At 52.9% G+C, this 15,956-nt stretch carries 14 protein-coding genes and 1 tRNA gene; 7 read left to right on the top strand and 8 right to left on the bottom strand.

The features are described from left to right. Nucleotides 1–99: 99 nt before the first annotated feature. Nucleotides 100–660, bottom strand: coding sequence for a DUF882 domain-containing protein (locus WC612_03575; protein MFA6279858.1), 561 nt, complete (start codon nt 658–660; stop codon nt 100–102). Nucleotides 661–799: 139 nt separating this feature from the next. Further along, on the bottom strand, nt 800–2,044 hold the full coding sequence (locus WC612_03580) for a hypothetical protein (protein MFA6279859.1): 1,245 nt from the start codon (nt 2,042–2,044) through the stop codon (nt 800–802). Nucleotides 2,045–2,210: 166 nt separating this feature from the next. On the opposite strand from WC612_03580, the gene WC612_03585 reads away from it, so the two are divergent. Then, complete coding sequence (locus WC612_03585) at nt 2,211–3,503, top strand: HD domain-containing phosphohydrolase (protein MFA6279860.1); 1,293 nt, start codon at nt 2,211–2,213, stop codon at nt 3,501–3,503. 70 nt (nt 3,504–3,573) lie between these two features. On the opposite strand, the gene glnA is transcribed toward WC612_03585, so the two are convergent. Further along, on the bottom strand, nt 3,574–4,983 hold the full coding sequence (gene glnA / locus WC612_03590) for a type I glutamate--ammonia ligase (GenBank protein MFA6279861.1): 1,410 nt from the start codon (nt 4,981–4,983) through the stop codon (nt 3,574–3,576). Nucleotides 4,984–5,202: 219 nt separating this feature from the next. Between glnA and WC612_03595 the strand changes: the two genes are divergently transcribed. Further along, a tRNA-His gene (locus tag WC612_03595) sits at nt 5,203–5,278 on the top strand. Between the two features lie 145 nt (nt 5,279–5,423). Beyond that, on the top strand, nt 5,424–5,666 hold the full coding sequence (locus WC612_03600; GenBank protein MFA6279862.1) for a GIY-YIG nuclease family protein: 243 nt from the start codon (nt 5,424–5,426) through the stop codon (nt 5,664–5,666). Between the two features lie 5 nt (nt 5,667–5,671). Here WC612_03600 and WC612_03605 read toward each other — a convergent pair whose 3' ends face one another. From WC612_03605 to WC612_03620, 4 genes are read right to left on the bottom strand one after another with little or no spacing between them, the layout of a single operon-like run. After that, nucleotides 5,672–6,607: an SDR family oxidoreductase gene (locus WC612_03605; protein MFA6279863.1), complete on the bottom strand. Its 936-nt coding sequence runs from the start codon at nt 6,605–6,607 to the stop codon at nt 5,672–5,674. Then, on the bottom strand, nt 6,604–7,737 hold the full coding sequence (locus WC612_03610) for a glycosyltransferase family 4 protein (protein MFA6279864.1): 1,134 nt from the start codon (nt 7,735–7,737) through the stop codon (nt 6,604–6,606). The genes WC612_03605 and WC612_03610 overlap by 4 nt, the downstream gene beginning before the upstream one ends. Further along, entirely contained in the window at nt 7,734–9,704 is a 1,971-nt protein-coding gene (asnB, locus tag WC612_03615) for an asparagine synthase (glutamine-hydrolyzing) (protein MFA6279865.1), read from the bottom strand. Before asnB ends, WC612_03610 begins: the two co-directional genes overlap by 4 nt. Continuing rightward, nucleotides 9,692–11,758, bottom strand: a complete 2,067-nt coding sequence (locus WC612_03620) for a hypothetical protein (protein ID MFA6279866.1) — start codon at nt 11,756–11,758, stop codon at nt 9,692–9,694. The genes asnB and WC612_03620 overlap by 13 nt, the downstream gene beginning before the upstream one ends. 107 nt (nt 11,759–11,865) lie before the next feature. Here WC612_03620 and WC612_03625 point away from each other — a divergent pair, with 107 nt between their 5' ends. From WC612_03625 to WC612_03640, 4 genes are read left to right on the top strand one after another with little or no spacing between them, the layout of a single operon-like run. Continuing rightward, entirely contained in the window at nt 11,866–12,726 is an 861-nt protein-coding gene (locus WC612_03625; protein MFA6279867.1) for a UbiA prenyltransferase family protein, read from the top strand. Next, nucleotides 12,719–13,372: a class I SAM-dependent methyltransferase gene (locus WC612_03630; GenBank protein ID MFA6279868.1), complete on the top strand. Its 654-nt coding sequence runs from the start codon at nt 12,719–12,721 to the stop codon at nt 13,370–13,372. The genes WC612_03625 and WC612_03630 overlap by 8 nt, the downstream gene beginning before the upstream one ends. After that, nucleotides 13,369–13,746 carry a hypothetical protein gene (locus WC612_03635; protein MFA6279869.1) on the top strand — a complete coding sequence of 126 codons (378 nt, stop codon included), beginning with the start codon at nt 13,369–13,371 and terminating at the stop codon, nt 13,744–13,746. Before WC612_03630 ends, WC612_03635 begins: the two co-directional genes overlap by 4 nt. Before the next feature lie 6 nt (nt 13,747–13,752). Beyond that, nucleotides 13,753–14,784: an acyltransferase gene (locus WC612_03640; GenBank protein MFA6279870.1), complete on the top strand. Its 1,032-nt coding sequence runs from the start codon at nt 13,753–13,755 to the stop codon at nt 14,782–14,784. Here WC612_03640 and WC612_03645 read toward each other — a convergent pair. Further along, nucleotides 14,754–15,890, bottom strand: a complete 1,137-nt coding sequence (locus WC612_03645; protein ID MFA6279871.1) for a glycosyltransferase — start codon at nt 15,888–15,890, stop codon at nt 14,754–14,756. The genes WC612_03640 and WC612_03645 overlap by 31 nt on opposite strands. Between the last annotated feature and the right edge of the window lie 66 nt (nt 15,891–15,956).

The following is a 15,956-nucleotide window of genomic DNA, read 5'->3' on the forward strand; positions in this document are numbered from 1 at the left end:
TCAATTATAACAATGCCTTAATAAGTGTAAAGAAAGTAACACTTTAAACGCAAGGGACTCTTGTATGGTAAATTGGTTATCACGGAGGGAAGGGAAGGATTAGCCCCAACGGCGCACAGGGCCGACATCGACATGGACGAAGTCGGACTTGGGGTAGAAGCCGACGCCGCCTCGGCTCATGAATAGGGCTGTCGTTTGTAGGCGGCGCAGCGAGACGCCCTCCATGCGGATATCGGTGGCGAGACCCTTCATGTGGTAGCTTTGACGCGCTACGCCGTCGGATTGGCTGTGCAGCGCGGCATTCGTTTGAGGCGAGCGGTAACCCGATATGATCTCAATCGGTGTGTCGGCGTGCAGCTTGCCTTGCAGATCGTGGAGAAAATCAATCAGGTTGGCCGAAATGGGGTACACGTCGCCCGTGCGGAAATCACGCAGGATATGGTTGATTTTGCCCATGGCCGAGCGGTCAAACGCGCCGTTCTTCCAATAGGTCACGCGCAATTTTTCATCTGTGTGCAGATTACGGAAAGCCAGTTCCTTCATCTTGGTGGATGAAGCGGCGCGCGCTAAAGCCAAAGACGGGTTCGCCAACAAGCAGGTCGAAGCGACAAGCCCAAGTTGAAGAAAGCGGCGGCGGTTTTGATCTGGTAACGCAGTCATTCGAAAGGTACGGTTTCCACTATTCAATAAAACGACGAGAATTCGTATGCTCTTTTTGGCAAGAAAACAAGATGTTTGCGTTTGAAGGAACTATATTTGTTTAATAACAAGAGGTTGTGTGGGAATAATCGAACTTATGTCAGAATCTGGCGGGAGGATAGCCTGTGTTGGGCTGCGCTGCAGCGGCAAGTATATGGTCAACATAGCGGCCTTGGAACATGACAATGCCTATTTCCTGTCCCGTTTTTATGGCGCGTTCGTCCTCGCAACGGCACAGGATGGTGTGGGCTTGCCCCGTCTCCATGATGATGTTGCGGATTTCTGGGATCATGCTGGGAATCATGTCGTCCAGCGCATTGGGTGTCCAGTAGAGCTTCATGAGGTCAACCCCCAGTTTGGCCCGATTGTAAAAGGGCAGGGTATGGTGGGTTAGCCCGTCCAGACAAAGACGGAATCCATGATCGTGCAAATAGTCGCGGGCGAAGAGAAAGGCTCCCATGTCGGAACAAACGTCCAGTTTGTTAAGCTCAATGACAAGGCGGCCCCGTAATCGGGGGACGATTACGGCTTCAAATTTAGCGAATTCAGGCGTTAGGATTGTGGACACGTTGAGATTTAGGCTAAAGGGGCGTGACGAAGCCACGCCATCGCGAATAAGCATTAACATAAGGCGGCGATCCAGCTTCTGCGTGAGGTATCTGAAGAGCCATGTATCGGAAGCTATGTTGATATTAGGGGCGATGGCATTTTGTAAATCTTCGATAGAAACAAAGATTTCTTCAAACAAAGCTTGGGGCGCGACATTATCAACCAATGTGTAAACCGTTTGTCGCCTTACGATATTTGTGACATCGACATTATCGAGAGACTTGTCAATTTTTTCCAGAAGATCGGGGCGCATGGGGGTGCGTATTAAAGCGGGGGCCGATTCGGCAAGGCTTTCCTGCTTTAATCGGGTTGTTTCTGCCTCTTTGAGGGCTTGTCCGACATCGGTTAAGAGAACGTCATAGTCTTTTTCCACGTTATACCACGTGCAAAAAGAATCGTTTCCCGTGGAGCTAAGGTTTTCCATAAGGGGATCTTGACTGAATAAAAGCCTGATGCGCAGGACGCTGGCTTCAAGGGCGGTCAGGGTGGCATCTTTGGCAATAAAAAATAAATCATCGTTGCTGAGGTGGAAAATCTGCCCCTCAAAGCCGCTGGCTAAAGCCGTAAATGATTCGCTCGCTATGCGGATATAGCTATCACGGCAATAAGCACTTGAAAGGTTGGAAAAGTGCATACAAAGGGCCACGCGCCCTGCACGCAGCCGTGTCAGCCTCTGGATAAGATCCAAAAGGATGGCTTCTTGCAAGGGGGGGCGGTTTTTAAGAATTTCAGGCATTGGGGGGGGTAAAAAACAGAGGAAGGATAAGATGTTAAAAATGCCTAAGCTTAGTTAATTATTAGTAACTTTGTTTTTAATCTCTGGTTGAGGATTAAGGGATAGACTGCTCATACCAGTCCTTGGTCCGCTGTACTTTTATCAGATGATGGGATCCTTTTTTACCATGACCGATATGCCCTTGACCTCACCTGCAACGGATGAATCTCCAGCGACGATGCCGGATAAGAAAAAACGTTTTTATCTGAATGCGCTGGCTGTTTCCTTGCTTGTCTTTTCTATGGCCGGTTTATGGCGCCTTGTTTCGAATTATGATCTGATGGTTGATGCTTCGGGGATGAATTTTTATGGCAGCGTTGGGATTGCCGTTCTTCCTCTTTTGTTCCTTACTTTTGTCTTGATGGAGGAATCGAAACTTGCAGTTAAGATAACTGTTGGTGATGATTACAAAACGCGTCTTGATCAGTTGCGAAACCGTCTGGATTATCGCGAGAACATGATCCGCCTAATCTCTAATCACCAAACGGGTGCGATTGCTATTTTTGATCGCCATAACCGTTACTTTTTTGCCAATGAGGTCGTTGCCAAAGAGGTTGGTAAAACGGTGATGGAAATTGTTGGGCAACCGCCGATCAAGGTGTTGAGTAATGAACAGGCGATGAAGCTAGAACTTCGCCTTGCCGAGGTGCGTGCGACGGAATATCCGATTGAGGTCGTTGAGCCGGTGGTTGATAAAAAAGGTGCTACGCGCTTTCTTAAACGTCACTATGAGATGATTGCCGATATGCCCGAAATGATGGGGTGTGTTCTCTTGCGCGAAGAGGATTTAACCGATCTAATTGTTGAGCGCGAACGCCGCGAACAAATGCTCAGGCAGGTTATTGAAACGCTTGTGGCTGTCGTGGATCGCCGCGATCCTTATGCGACGGGGCACTCTTCGCGTGTGGGTCAGTTAGCGCGTGCTATCGCTCTTGAAATGGGTTTGGAGCAGCTTCAGGTCGAGGCGAGCGAGATTGCGGGATCCTTGATGAACTTTGGCAAGGTTTTGGTTTCGCGTAAAATACTGACAAAAACTTCTGTTTTAACGCCCGATGAGCTTCAGCGTGTGCGCGATAGCATCCTTATCTCGGCCGATATTCTGGCGATCATTGGTTTTGAAGGGCCTGTTGTGCCGACGCTACGGCAGGTTTTAGAACGCTATGACGGGACGGGCGTGCCCAACGGGCTGAAGGGTGAGGAAATCCTTGTCACCGCGCGCATTGTCGCGGTCGCCAACGCTTTTGTCGCGTTTGTCAGTCCCCGTGCCCATCGTGACAGTTTGCCATTTATTGAGGCGCTCACCGTTTTGGATAAAGACGCGGGTAAGGCCTATGATGAGCGCGTTCTTGTTGCCATGCGTCATTACATTGAAAACCGCCCCAATAAACTGGATTGGTTGATGGCGTCAAAGCCTGTTTAATTTTTTTAGTCTGCCCCAACGAAAAAGGCCACCGGCTTGCGCCAGTGGCCTTTAGTGTCAGTTCGTACTTTTAGGCTGAATAGTACAGATCATACTCAATGGGGTGGGGAGCCATACGATAGGTGTCCCACTCCGCGCGCTTCAGATCAAGATAGCCTTCGATCATATCCATCGAGAACACATCGCCCTTGAGCAGGAAGGCGTTGTCTTTCTCTAAAGCCTTGATGGCTTCTTCAAGCGAGGCGCAGACCGTTGGAATCTTGGCCAGCTCCTTAGGAGGCAGGTCATAAAGATTTTTTTCCATCGCATCGCCCGGATGGATCTTGTTCTTGATGCCGTCAAGGCCTGCCATCAACATGCCCGCAAAGGCAAGATAAGGATTAGCGCACGCGTCGGGGAAACGAACTTCCACGCGCTTGGCCTTGGCTCCCGCGCCGAACGGAATGCGGCAGCTGGCCGAGCGGTTGCGCGAGGCATAGGCCAAAAGGACGGGAGCCTCATACCCAGGAACAAGCCGCTTATAGCTGTTGGTTGTGGGGTTGGTTAGCGCGTTGAGAGCCTTCGCGTGCTTGATGATGCCACCGATGTAGTACAGGGCCATATCGGACAGGCCTTCATACGTTTTGCCCGCAAACAAAGGCTTGCCACCTTTCCAGATGGATTGGTGTGTATGCATGCCCGATCCGTTATCGCTGTGCAGCGGCTTGGGCATAAACGTCGCTGTTTTGCCATAGGCATGCGCGACATTATGAACGACGTATTTGTAAATCTGCATGTTGTCGCCGCATTTCAGCAACGTGTCGAACTGGATGCCCAGCTCGTGCTGTGAGGCCGCCACTTCGTGATGGTGCTTTTCGACTTTAAGCCCCATTTGCTCCATGATCAGTAGCATCTCGGTGCGCAAGTCCTGCGCCGAGTCAACGGGGTTGACGGGGAAATAACCGCCCTTGATGCGTGGGCGATGGCCTCGGTTGCCTTCCACGTAGTCGCGTGCGGTATTGTGCGGCGCTTCGCGGCTATCCAGTTTAAAGAAGGTGTTGTGCGAGTCATTGCTGAACTTCACATCGTCGAACACGAAGAACTCGGCCTCTGGCCCGAAATAGGCCGTATCGCCAACGCCTGCCGTTGCCATGTATTTCTCGGCTTTTCTGGCGATAGTGCGCGGGCAGCGGTTATAGGGCTTATTCGACACGGGATCTATAACATCGCAAATAAGCGACAACGTCGCTTCCGTATAAAAGGGATCGACGACGGCGGTAGAGGCATCGGGGATCAGCGTCATGTCGGATTCGTTGATTTCTTTCCATCCAGCGATAGAGGAGCCATCGAACATAATGCCTTCTTTAAAGGTGGCCTCGTTGATTGTGCTAACATGATGGGTTAAGTGCTGCCATTTACCACGTAGGTCGGTAAAGCGCAGATCGACGAATTTCACGTCGTTTTTCTTCATGAAGTCTAGGACGGTTTTTGCGGTCGCCATGGTTAACCCCTGTTGCTGGACGGTTGAAAAGAAAACAAAAACGAATCGAGATTTATGGTGCGTTGCGCAAGAACTAAGCTGATATCTAAGCGCTTGACAACTTTGACGGGTTTAGATAAACCCAGTGTTATGAAGTGCTGTCACAGCCTGCTCCCACAAGGGGCGGGCGTTTTTGTTGGCAAGAGCTGCCTTCGGGTTGTTTTCTTCATCTTATGTGTGGCGGCCGTAGCTCAGTTGGTAGAGCCCTCGGTTGTGGTCCGAGTTGTCGTGGGTTCGAGTCCCATCGGTCGCCCCACCCTACGCTGCTTTGCAGCTTCGGGTGTCAGGCCACCCTCTTTTGGGTGGACTGACACATCCGAATAGAAAAAGTGTAGGGTGCCTCCCGAAGCCTCTATCGCCTGAAGCGGTAGCGAAGGTGATGGCGTAGGGAGGCTTTATCCATGTGGTATGTCTATTTTCTTAAGTTATCGAATAACGATATTTACGTTGGTTTTACAGGTGATTTGAAGAAAAGGGTCGGCGTACATAATCGTGGGGATGTTGTCGCCACAAAGCCTTATTTGCCAGCGCACTTAAAAAGTTATGTTGCTGTAGAAACAGAAGAGATAGCCATGAAACTCGAAAAGTATTTTAAATCGGGATCAGGAAAAGCAATTGCCTACAAACGGCTCTTGTCCAACTAATCTTCCTATTCAAAATCACGAACCGTGTTGGCCAAGCCTTGCTCTAAGGTATAGGGCGGAGCCCAGCCCGTCGCCTTGCATAGGGCTGCATTATCCGCGCAGAGCGAGCCGAGCAAACGATCCACGGCTTTTTGTTTCCCAGTTATTTTTCCGAGGCCTCGAAGCCATGAGGGCGGTATTGGCCAAAGGTTGGCGCGTCGTCCCATGGCTTTGGCGATAGCGCGGATAAGATCAGGTGTTGAGACATCCTGTCCATCCGTGACAAGAAAGGTTTTGTTCTTCGCCCCTTCGGACTCAAGACAGGTTGTCATCGCGGAAACCAGATTGCCGCGATAAACAAGGCTGCGTTTGTTGCAAATCATCGCAAAGGGCAGGGGCGCACCGCGTCGAACAATTTGCATCAAGGCACGGAAGTTAGCGCGGACGCCCGCGCCGTACACCAAGGGTGGGCGCAAGATCGTTACGGCCATCGGCGTTGTTGCGGCCAAAGCCATAAGCGCCGTTTCGGCCTCGGCTTTAGAGATGGCATAGGGATCTTCGGGTGCGGGCGCATCAGCCTCGGTATAGGGCGTATCGCGCCCCTCGCCGTTGACTTTAATTGTGCTCATGAACAGAAAGCGCTTCACACCAGCCTCGGCGGCTTGTTGCGCCAGATGGATTGTGCCTTGTGTGTTAACAGCACGGGAAACGGCGAGAGGATCGGTGGCGCTGTCCTTCATCACATGCACGCGAGCCGCCAGATGCACTACGGCCTCGCAGCCTTGCAAGGATTCGCGCCAGTCGGTGGTATCGCCCAGCTCCCCTACCATGACGCTTTCGCAAGGCAAAGGGATGGAGGAGGGAGAACGTAAGGCGCAGCGAACGTCCCATCCCTTTTCAAGGGCAGCAGCGATAAAGGCGCTGCCGATAAAACCTGTCGCGCCTGTGACAAGAACCTTCATGAACGTGCCTTAGAAAAACTATTGTATATCTCTAAATGCTTTTTGACGACTTCGCGAATGTCAAAGGCTTCCTCAGCCAGCTTGCGACCCGCGAGTCCCATGGCTTGCCTACGCTGTGGATCCAGAATGAGCTTTTCAAGGCCGTTCGCTAGTGAGGCCGCATTGCGAACGGTCACAAGAAGTCCTGTCACGTCCGGTGTTATGGCATCGCGGCATCCGGCGACATCGGTGGTAACAACAGCGCGACCACAAGCGGCGGCTTCCAGCAAAGCTTTGGGCATCCCCTCGCGGTAGGAGGGCAAAGCGACGATATTCGATTGTGGCAGAATGGCGGGCATGTCGGCGTGATGCCCCCATGACTCGACAATCCCTTCACGCACCCATCCTTGGATTTCATCTTCGGTCAGGCTGGCCGGATTAGCGGGATCGGTGGAGCCGACAAGGCAAAAACGTGCCTCAATGCCTTTGTTTTTGAGAAGGCGGGAGGCTTCAGCAAACTCGCGCACACCTTTATCGACCAGAAGTCGCGCTACCAGCATGACGACGGGCGTGCCTTCGGGTTCGGGCTTCACGTCATAGGCCGAAAGGGAAACGCCAGAGCCCCTGATAAGAACCGTTTGCGTTTCCTTGATCCCAGCGCCTTGCATTAAGGCGTGGCGGTCATCGACATTTTGGAAAATAACTTTTGTGCGAGCGCTGCCAAGCGCAAACCTATAAAGATCCAGCACGATGGAGCGACGAAGACGCGCCCTGATCCCTTGATCCAGAAAAACGAAACCAAGGCCAGAGACGGCAGCCACGCAGGCGGGGATCCGCGTCAGCCGCGCCGCAATACCACCAAAGATGACAGGCTTGATGGTCACAAGGTGGAGAATGTCGGGGCGCAGTTTTAACAGAAGAAAAACAATTTCAAAAAAGCTGGCAAAATAGGAAGCAAGGCTAGCCTTCCCCCGTTCAAGCGCGAGTGGGTGAACGATGATGCCGTGGCTTTCTAGGACTTCTTTTTTATCTGACATGCCGCACGCGACATGAACGCCATAGCCCTGACGCTGCGCCTCTAGCGCGATGGGGAGGCGGTGCGAGAGGAAGAACCAGTCAACATTGACAATATAAAGAATCGTTTTCTTCATGGCTTATTATGCTCCAGCCATGCCTCAAACATCAAGATATCCCATAGGGGATAGGCCCAATTGCGCTTACCGGATAGATGATCGCGCCATTTTTCGCGGATGGGTTTGGGGTTAAAGAAGCCCTCACGCCTTAGGCGCGTTTCATCCAGTAAATCTTCTGCCCATGTTTTGAGCGGCCCGCGCAGCCATGAATCTAGCGGCACGCCAAAGCCCATTTTAGGGCGCTCGATCAGTTCGCGTGGGACATAACGATCAAGCACTTGCCGCAGAGGCCACTTGGTTTGTCCATCCCGTATCTTTATGGATTGGGGAAGGCTCCATGCAAAGGCGACAACGCGAGGATCAAGAAGCGGTACGCGCGTTTCTAGTGAAACAGCCATCGCGGCACGATCCACCTTGGTCAAAATATCGTCCGGCATGTACGAAAGCATGTCGAGCGCCATCATGCGCTGCACGTCGTCTAGCCCTTCCATGTCGGGCGATAGGCTTGTCAGCATAGTTGGCGGTTCCTGTCCTTCTATCACGATAGAGGCCGGATCGCTCCAATGTGATACCAGCGAGCCGTAAAGATGGCTGACCGAGGGGCTGGCCAGCGCGTTCGCGCCCTTGTGCATCTTGTCGCCCACATTTGACCATGAAGGTTTTCGAGAAGTGAGGGAAGTCATTAACGCCACGCCGCGATTCCAGCTTTGCGGCGGAATGGCGGTGATAACCCGCGCCATCAGGCGGCGCAATGGGAGCGGGATTTTCGCAAGGCGGCTCCATGCCGAGGCGGTGAGCTGATAGCGCGTGTATCCGCAAAATAATTCATCGCCGCCGTCACCCGATAGGGACACGGTGACGTGTTGCCGCGCCAACTGTGAGACGAGAAAGGTTGGTATCTGCGAGGAGTCGGCAAAAGGCTCGTCGTAAAAGCGGGGCAGGGAAGGGATCACGTCCATCGCTTGCTGCGGCGTGACGTAAAGCTCAGTATGATCCGTGCCAAGATGCTGCGCGACGGCCTTGGCGTGCGCGGCCTCATCATAAAGCGCGTCTTGAAAGCCGATGGAAAAGGTTTTGACGGGGCGCGAGGCGCTGGCCTGCATCAAGGCGACGATGGTTGAGGAGTCAATGCCGCCTGACAGGAATGCGCCCAGCGGCACATCAGCCATCATCTGTGATTGAACAGCGTCTTTTAGAAGAACCTCTAGCGCATCCACGGCCTCTTGCGGTGAGCCTTGAAACGGATTGAGGACGCCTTCTCGTGCCACATCCGCGCCCGACCAATAGCGCGTTATGGTCGGGGCCTGTTCGCCTTGCGCCAACGTCAAAAGGCATCCGGCCTCTAGCTTATGAATCCCGCGATAGATAGAGGATGCGCCCCCAATACAGTTGTGCCGGAGCAAAAGGCAAAGCCCATCGCGATCAATCTCTCCTTCAAACGAAGGATGTTCGCGAAGCGCCGCAACTTGCGAGGCAAAAAGGAAAGTGGGTGAGCCGCCTTTTCTTTGCCAGCCGTAGTAAAGCGGTTTTTCGCCAAGGCGATCGCGTGCCAGCGTCAGAGACTTCTCTTTTTTGTCCCAGACGGCGAGTGCAAACATGCCGCGCGTTTTTCTAATCGTGGCTTCGATGCCCCACGCGTCAAAACCAGCGACGAGCGTTTCCGTATCAGAATGACCTTTCCAAGCCGCAGGGGCGCGGCCAGTTTCTTGCAGGCCTTTACGCAAATCGCCATGATTATAAATCTCGCCGTTAAAGACGATTACAAACCGCCCGCTGGCCGATGTCATGGGTTGATGCCCCGCAGGGGACAGATCGACAATCGCAAGGCGGCGGTGGCCAAGGGCAACTCCGGCGGCGCTGTCGATCCACGCCCCCGCATCGTTAGGGCCACGATGCGCCAGCGCATCGGTCATGTTGGTCAGGAGAGATTCACCCTCGCCGTCGCCAATCCCGCTCCACTGGATAAAACCCGCTAATCCGCACATGTAACGCGCCCTTTTAGGCTAGAGAGCCTCAAAAGAAGGATAAAGGTCACAAACCACGCCAGCATGGCATAACGATTATCAGGATGAAAGAAAAACAGAGGAAGGTGAAGGCCTAAAGCTGAGAAAAGGAGAAGGCCTGTTGTTTGCTCGATTTGTTTTTTCCATACCCGTTTGATGAGGAGGTAAGAAAGACTGGCGAGGATCAGAGAATGGAACGCCGCAACAAGAGCCATATCGCGGAGCTGCGTTGTATAGCTATTGCCCAGCCAGCGTGCCCCCTGTTTGAGGACGGATAAAACGGCAGGGTCATGCCATGCGCCGCTGGCAATGGCGCTCGTGGCATTCATATAGGTAGAGAGCGGCACTAGGAGATTGGTGTGATGCTCGCCCGCGCTGGTCAGAAGAACAAACTGGCTGCCAAAATACATATTATGGAGGAGACAGACGGCGATTGCAGAAAAGCCTGCTCCCAGAAAGAGTATGTTGAACACTTTTTTATGGCGCAAAAGGACGATGGCGCAGAATACGATAGACAGCACGCTGGCCACGACCAGATTGGGGCGAACAAAGGTTGCCAAGGCCCACAAAAGCCCTGCCGAGAACCAAAGACCTGTTGCGGGTGATGTCGGGTTCCTGATGCCGCGTGTTGCAAGGAGGAGGCCCGCTAGCCAAAGGCTGTAGCCCACAGGCTCGGCCATTGAGCGGCTGGAAAGGTCGATAAGGGAGGGATAGGCTCCACCGATCACGTTGACGGCATAGGGAAGAAGGCCGAGAGCCAAGGTGGGCAGAGTCCAAAACTCGATATCAAGTTGTTTGAATAAACGCCAAATCAACAGCGGGAAGAAAAGGACGGCCATCGCCTCGCCATAACGCATCTCACCGAACACTATATTCTCAAGGGCTATGACATAGCGAAGGCCGGGCATAAAATAGAAAACGTCCTCGCCGCCGCGCAGGGCCTTCATCCAATCGCCATTGAAAAGAGCGCGGGTAATCTCGCGCCCATAGCTGGAATGGACAAGGCCGTCATCGCCGCCGCCATAGGGGATAACGCCTAGCAAAAGGGAAGGGTTATGAAACGCAAAGATGAGCGCGGCAGCGAGTGTCAATCCGGTGCCGTAGGCAAGGGCTTTCCATCGAGGGCGCAGGGAGAAGAAAACGAGGCAGAAGACGCCCAAGCTCGCCAGTGCCAAATCTAAAACCCTCCATGCTTTTTGGCTTGCTGTCCAGTCTAGGGTCAGGCTTGTTTTTTCTTGAGGGTCAATGAACCCAACCCAGATTTTTTGGGCAGACGAAGCGAGGGAGAGTGTCTCGCAGCTTGGTGTTTCGTGAAATTCACGATTAAGGGAAGAAACGGCCTTTTTATCGGCTCCCGTTTCGCGCCATAACGCGCCTTGCCAGCATAGCGTGCCGCCCTCCGCTTCTGGCGGAAGCGTCAGTTCAAGCCAAAACGGCGCGGTCTCTCTTCTGATATCGCTGAGGGGGTTTCCGTCCGCGTCCTTATTGTACCAGTTAAAGGTTAGCTCATTGAAAGCGCCAAGGCGCGCCGTGAGCAGATCATGAATGTCGATAAAGCGATTAAGTCGCGAGATGTCTTTTGCGCGTTGCCAGAAATTATCTGATGACCAGCCTACGGGTTCAGTGGGCCACGCAAAATACTGCCAGCAGCCATAGGTCGCCGGATTACAGCGCTGACCGGCGGGGTAGGCGCGGTTGAAGGTTTGTGCAAAGTCGGCTAGTACAGGGTGCGGAAGGGTCGCGCGCCAAGGCTCGCTTTGCGGTTGGCCTTGGGTCAGGAAAACGTGGCTGCGCTCTTCCACTTGTGCGATGGGTAGGTTAACGCGGATCGCGATCAGTGCAATCATCGCGAGGGACACAAGCGCGATGCGCCTTCCATCGGCTTTTTGCTGGGAGAAAAATAGAAAAAGCAGGCCGGCCATCATGAGCGCTAGACGGAAGAGGGCATTAATAGGGGGAATAAGAACCGCAACCAAAAGAATAAGAAACCACATCGTAAAACCGACGGAAATTCTTTGTGGTGGGGTTTTGGTCATGGATGCGTCAAAGTGCCCAAAAGGGTTAAGGGAGCTACCTTGCTTTTAAGAAATATGTGAATTAGAGTCAAACAAGCATCTTTGTTATCTCTAACTTTTTTTGATTCATGCCCCCTATTCTCCGTCTTCTTAGGCCTCTCCAGTGGGTCAAAAGCGCCTTTGTCGCCGCGCCGCTGTTTTTTAACGCCCCCCTTTGGTCAGCGCAAACGCTGGCGCTCGTGGCATGGGGTATGGCCGCTTTTTGCCTAATGGCTAGCGCAGTTTATGTTTTGAACGATTTGATGGATCGTGAGGCCGATAGAGAACACGCCGTCAAAAGGTTGCGCCCCCTTGCGAGTGGCGAGGTTTCTCCCTCTCTGGCTTACGTTCTTATCCTTGTACTCCTCGTCATTGCCTTGGAAATTGCGACGTGGCTTGGCGGCTTGTTTCCTGTCTTCCTCCTTTCATATGGTGCGATTCAGCTTCTTTACTGTTTCTGGCTTAAGAATCATGCCCTGATTGATGTGATGACGATTGCCATTGGCTTTGTTTTGCGTGTGCTGGCGGGGGCGGCTTTGATTGATGTGACGCCAACCTCGTGGATCATTATTATGACAATGCTTCTTGCCTTGTTTCAAGGTCTGGCGAAGCGGCGCGATGATCTCGTGCATGCGATGGAGGTCAGCCATCGGCGCAGTCTTGTCGGCTATAATAAGCCATTTCTGGATGTTGCTATTTCTGTGATTCTGGGCGGCCTTCTTGTCGCCTATCTGATTTTTACAACCGATGCTGCCGTGATTGAGCGTTTTGGAACGGAAAATCTTTTTTATACAGCTCCTCTCGTGATTCTTGGCATTCTGCGCTACTTGCAAATTACACTGGTCGAAGAAAAATCAGGTTCACCGACCGAGGTTGTATTGCGTGATAAGTTTATGATTTTCTCTATCCTTGGGTGGGTTGTTTCCTTTTTTGTGGTGCCCCATGTGTAACTGCGAGGCAGGGGCTATTCGCCGCGACATCGACGCTCTTTTTAAAAACACGCCTTGGCTGCTTCGTATGCTGGCGACGCTTCGCCCGTTTATCTGCCCTTTTGAGGAAATTTTGAAAGAGGTTCCGGCAGGCGCTTCGACCTTGGATATTGGCTGCGGGCAGGGGCTTTTGCTCAACCTTTTGGCGCAGCGTAAAATGATTGCGTCGGGCATCGGGTTTGAGGCGAATGAAATGACCTTGGCGATTGCCCGTCAAACAGCGCAGGAGCATGGGCTGGGCGGACTTTCCTTTGTGCAGGGCATGACCCCCGACCAACTGCCGCAAGGCCCCTTTGGGCTTGTGATGATGATTGATGTTCTGCATCACGTCAGCGTCAAGGATCAAAAAGGCTTGTTTATGGCGGCGGCGTCGCGCGTGGCTAAAGGGGGGTGCTTTATTTATAAAGATATGGCGATGAGGCCCCTGTGGTGCGCTTGGATTAACCGCCTGCACGATCTGGTTTTGGCGCGGCAAATTATCCATTACGTCCCGTTTGAGATTGTCCAATTGTGGGCACATGAGGCAGGGTTTAAGGTTTTGCGCAGCGAGTCCTTGCGTCGGCTGGCCTATGCGCATGAGCTTCTTGTTTTGGAAAACCCCATATGATCTTTGCCGCCGTTCCTTCTCCTTACTTTATCGCGTTGGCTGTGGCGGCCAACAGTGGCGCGACGTTGTTTTTGAAAAAGGCGATGCAGGGGCAAGCCTCTCTTTTGGCGACGTTTCCTTTTTTGTCGCCATCTGTTTTGGCCTATGGCGCCGCCGCGCTGTTTTTCTATGGCGCAGCGTTTATTCTTTACGCGTTGACGCTTCAACGGTTGCCTATTTGTCTTGCCTATCTCGTTATAACCTCGCTCACACAGATTGTATTATTGAGCTATGGTGTAACGTTTTTACAAGAATCACTAAGCCCAACGGCATGGGTTGGCGTGGGGCTGACATTGACGGGCCTCACCCTTATCTTTCTCCCGGTAGGACGGTAAGAGAACATGGGCTTTCTTCGTTTGTTCCTAGCCTTGGGCGTGATCGCGGCTCATACATCCGGCAGCCCCTCCTTTTTTGTTGGCGGGCGTGAGTCCGTCCTCCTTTTTTATATTATCTCTGGCTTTTACATGAGCCTTATCCTGAATGAGAAATACACAGGTGTAGGCTCTAACATCGCTTTTTATAAAAGCCGTTATTTGCGCCTGTGGGTTCCCTATGCCGTCGCAATGGTTTTCGTAGCGATAGGATTCTTGGCATCGGGCGTTTGGCGTTTTTATGCTGAAACCTATCAGGCCTTTCCTGCGGGCTATGCCGTCTTTGCGGGGCTGTCGAATATCTTTATCTTGGGGCAGGACATTCTGTGGCTGGTCAGTACCCGCGCGGGTGAGCTGGTGTTACGCCCGATGGGAGCCGAAGGCTTTAACGGCGCATCGCTGGCCATGAATGGCCCCGTTTTTTCCGTAAGCTTAGAGCTGTACTTTTATATGCTTGCGCCGTTTATTGTTCGGCGAAAGAGGACGGCTTATTTGTTTGCTCTAACGGGGTTGGCCTATCATGTGATGTTGCGCGCGGGGCATCTTTCCAGCCTTGGCCTAACCTATCACGTCTTTCCCGCGACGGTTGCCTATTTCGGGATGGGCGCTTCGCTTTATCATCTGTCTAAAAAGGAGCTGTGGCAGAAAAGTGATCTTGCCTTTATCGCTGTTGCTGTGGGCTTGATCATGCTCATGAGCTCCACCTTCTTGCCAAGGCCGCTTCTTATTGGCTTTATGGTCGCGTTGCCCTTCCTTTTTGCGCTGATGCGTAGGATCGCGTTTGACCGTTGGTTGGGTGAGCTTTCATACGGCGTTTATATAATACATCTCCCTTTGCTGATGATTGTGAACAAATGGACGCATGATTTTTGGGGCGTGGGGCAGTTTTGGGGGATCGCGCTCACTTCTATCCTGCTTAGCATGGCACTTCATCACGGGATCGAAGTGCCCCTCACGCGCTACCGCGAGCGTCATTTTGCTTCGCGGATGATTTCCAAATAAAGCGCCTCATATAAAGCCATCATGCGCGTGAGCGAGAAATGCGCCTCTACGTGCTCCTTGCCCTTGCGGCCAAGCTCGGCACGATAGGCTTCTGGCGCCTCGATCATGGCTGTAAGTGCCGACGCCAACGCTTTGGGTGAGGAGGACGGTACGGTCACGCCGCCTTCACCAAGAAGAGCGGGCAGGTCGTCCACGTTAGTCGTAACACAGGGCTTTTCCATCGCCATCGCTTCGGCAACGGCAAGGCCAAACGACTCCGTAATGGAAGAAAGGCAAAAGATATCCATGGCTGCCAAGCAGTCGGGGATATCGGCGCGTTCGCCCATCAGATGAAAGGCGGCGGAGGCGCTCTCACGCCCGATCCAAGCGTTTAGCGGCGGGTTGGATTTGGTCATATCCGTCCCTACCAACATAAAATGAACGTTTTTGTTTTGCGATAAAACAAGTCCTGCCGCGCGGACAAGCGTTTCGATATCCTTGGTTCCATTAAATCGCGCGACGCAACCGATGACCATCGCACTATCGGGAATCCCTTCTTCTTGCCGGAGGCGCGTTCGGGCTTGTGGGGTAGCTTTCATGGCCACAATATCAAGGCCGTTCGGGATTACGACGATTCGGCTAGAGTCATAGCCGCGCTGCGCGTGAAAAAGGCTGCAGGCCTGTGAGACGGCGATGATCTTGACGGGAATCCATACCGACAACCTTGCGCAAAGGGGCAGAAGCCAGCGCGCTGAAGCCGTTCCCGCCAGCGCAATGTTACAGGCGTGAAGGCTCCATACGACATGGGGGCAGCCCGCCAACCGCGCCACGATCCCGCCGATAAGGTCAGCGTGAACCATCCATGTTTGCATGATGTCGGGTTTCGTTTTCCTGATAAGGCGGTAAAGCGCCCATAGGACGCGCGGCGCATCAATAAGAGAGTGGAGACCCAAGGCGTGAACGGTCACGCCTTTTTCTTTCAGGCGCACGCCAATAGGCCCTGTGTCCGTCAACGAGATGACCTCGTGATGAAACGCGGGCGAGCCTTGATGCCGCTCAACAAGGCGCTGCAGCATGATTTCTGCGCCGCCCGTGTTCAGGCCGATGATAAGGTGAAGAATACGCATACTTTTTGACTAAAACACATTGGCGATGGCTCGTCCAGCGGTGCTGTAAGTGCCTTGGCGGGCTCC

It is taken from the genome of Bdellovibrionales bacterium (genome assembly GCA_041662785.1).
GTDB lineage: Bacteria > Pseudomonadota > Alphaproteobacteria > UBA9219 > UBA9219 > UBA8914.